We start from the raw sequence: 1,818 nt of genomic DNA on the forward strand, positions 1-1,818 counted from the left end.
TGCTGGCCGGCTGCTCGGCACTGCTCGTCTCCGTGGTGGCCGTGGCCAACACGGCCACCGCCTCGGACGCCGCCCCGGCACTGCTCGCGCTGTTCGAGGGCGGCTGGTGACGCCCGGCGGCCACGGAGGTCCGGACGGGCCCCGGTCAGCTCGCGAGCACCTTCGTGAGGAAATCGTCCAGGCGCCCCGTCAGCCGGGCGATCTGCTCCTCCAACGGCAGTGACTCGTCGGGCCGGGTCACCAGGGCGGACTTCCTCAGGCCGCGGACGTACAGCGAGCAGGCCAGGTCGGCGCAGACGTAGGTGCCGACCGTGTTGCCCTCCCGGCCGGCCTCGCCGGCCCGGCGGGCAGCCAGCAGCGCCACCCCGGAACCGGCGTGCGAGGTGATGCAGAGCGAGCACACGTTGGTGCGGGTCAGACTGCGGCGCGGGCCCGTCGGCACCCGCAGGGTGATGCCGACCGGACCGTCCGCCCGGTCGGCGACCAGGTAGGCCCGGTCGGGTGCGCCGCCGTCCCGCCAGCCGAGGAAGTCCAGGTCCGGCCAGGGCAGGCCGGCCAGGTCGCGGGGCACCGGCAGCCGACGGGCCTCGCCCTTCGAGCAGTTGACGAAGGATCCGCGGATCTCGGAGTCGCTCAGCGCACGCATGTGCCGCACGCTAACGACCCGCCGACCGGGACGTCGCCCGAATTTCCGCCCACCGGACGTCACCCCGTACGGTGGCCCGCCGGAGAGGTGCGATGATCGACCGCATGGACTTGGTGGGGGAACTGGCCGTCCTGGCCGGAACGGGACGGCTGGGTGCACTGCACTACGGTGCCGCGCTCGGGGACCTGGCGGCGGTGTACGGCGAGCCGGGGGCCGGCGGCCGGGTGTACTCGCAGGAGCGCTGGCCCCGGTGGTTCGGCTACGGCAGCATCCAGTTGGCCGTCTGCCGCTGTCGCCGGGTGGACTCGATGATCGTCCCGGCCTGGCACCGGGAACTGGAGATCCCCGGCCCCGCCGGGCCGCGTACCGTCGACTCCCGCATCACCGAGTCGCACCTGACGGCCGCGCTCGTCGGGGCGGGCTGCCGGTGGGGGACCGTGGAGTACCCGGGCCTCCCCGACCAGCGTTCCCTGGTGACCGAACCGGCCGAGGACGTGCGGGTGAGCTTCACCTTCACGGACCGGGAGAGCTACGACTCCCCGCCGCTCGCCGATCTGATCCTCGACAAGGTCAACGTCTGGGGCCTCTCGCACCGCGAGTGCCCGGCCCCCGACCCGCACCTGCCCGACGGGGACGACGGCGTTCGGCCTCCGAGCCGTACGTGACGGCGGTGTCGCGTTGGCGCGGCCGGTCAGCGGGCCGGGCCGTGCAGGATCTCCTTCACCACCGCTTCGGCTCCGGTCACGGCGTGATAGGCGGCGCCGGCGGCCAGGAGCAGGGCGGCGAGCAGGATCCATCCGCCCGGTCCGCCGTCGGCCTGCGCGTCCGGGCCGCCCGCCGCCGGGGCGCCGTCGGTCTCCGCCGGGGGCGACTGCAGCAGGCCGCGCGCGATGCGGCCCGCCTGGCTCACGGCACGGGCGGTTCCCGCCAGCGCCATGCCGGCGACACCGACGGTCAACCATCCGACCCGACCGAGCTCGTCCATGATTCTCACTGCCCCTTGGCCGGACAGGCGCAGCCGGAGCGCCTGATTTCGCTCTGATTATCAGCCTGGTGCGTGCACGAACGCCAGAGTCGGCAGGCGGTTTCCACCAGAATGTCTGACTCCTCGCCCTCGGGCGCACCCCGGCCGCATCCCGACCGACGCGCCGGGCGCCACGCGCCACGCGTGG

At 74.1% G+C, this 1,818-nt stretch carries 3 protein-coding genes; 1 reads left to right on the forward strand and 2 read right to left on the reverse strand.

Annotated elements, in window-relative coordinates; genetic code table 11:
• Positions 1–145 precede the first annotated feature (145 nt).
• Positions 146–646 carry an FBP domain-containing protein gene (locus tag ABZ641_RS35800; RefSeq protein ID WP_344622925.1) on the reverse strand — a complete coding sequence of 167 codons (501 nt, stop codon included), beginning with the start codon at positions 644–646 and terminating at the stop codon, positions 146–148.
• A gap of 104 nt (positions 647–750) precedes the next feature.
• Here ABZ641_RS35800 and ABZ641_RS35805 point away from each other — a divergent pair, with 104 nt between their 5' ends.
• On the forward strand, positions 751–1,311 hold the full coding sequence (locus tag ABZ641_RS35805) for a hypothetical protein (RefSeq protein WP_359988617.1): 561 nt from the start codon (positions 751–753) through the stop codon (positions 1,309–1,311).
• Between the two features lie 26 nt (positions 1,312–1,337).
• Here the strand turns inward: ABZ641_RS35805 and ABZ641_RS35810 are convergent, their stop codons facing one another.
• The gene (locus ABZ641_RS35810) at positions 1,338–1,631 is read right to left on the reverse strand and encodes a hypothetical protein (RefSeq protein ID WP_359988619.1); all 294 of its coding nucleotides are present in this window, start codon (positions 1,629–1,631) and stop codon (positions 1,338–1,340) included.
• Positions 1,632–1,818 lie beyond the last annotated feature (187 nt).

Source organism: Kitasatospora sp. NPDC007106 (genome assembly GCF_040634455.1).
GTDB classification, from domain to species: Bacteria; Actinomycetota; Actinomycetes; order Streptomycetales; family Streptomycetaceae; genus Kitasatospora; species Kitasatospora arboriphila.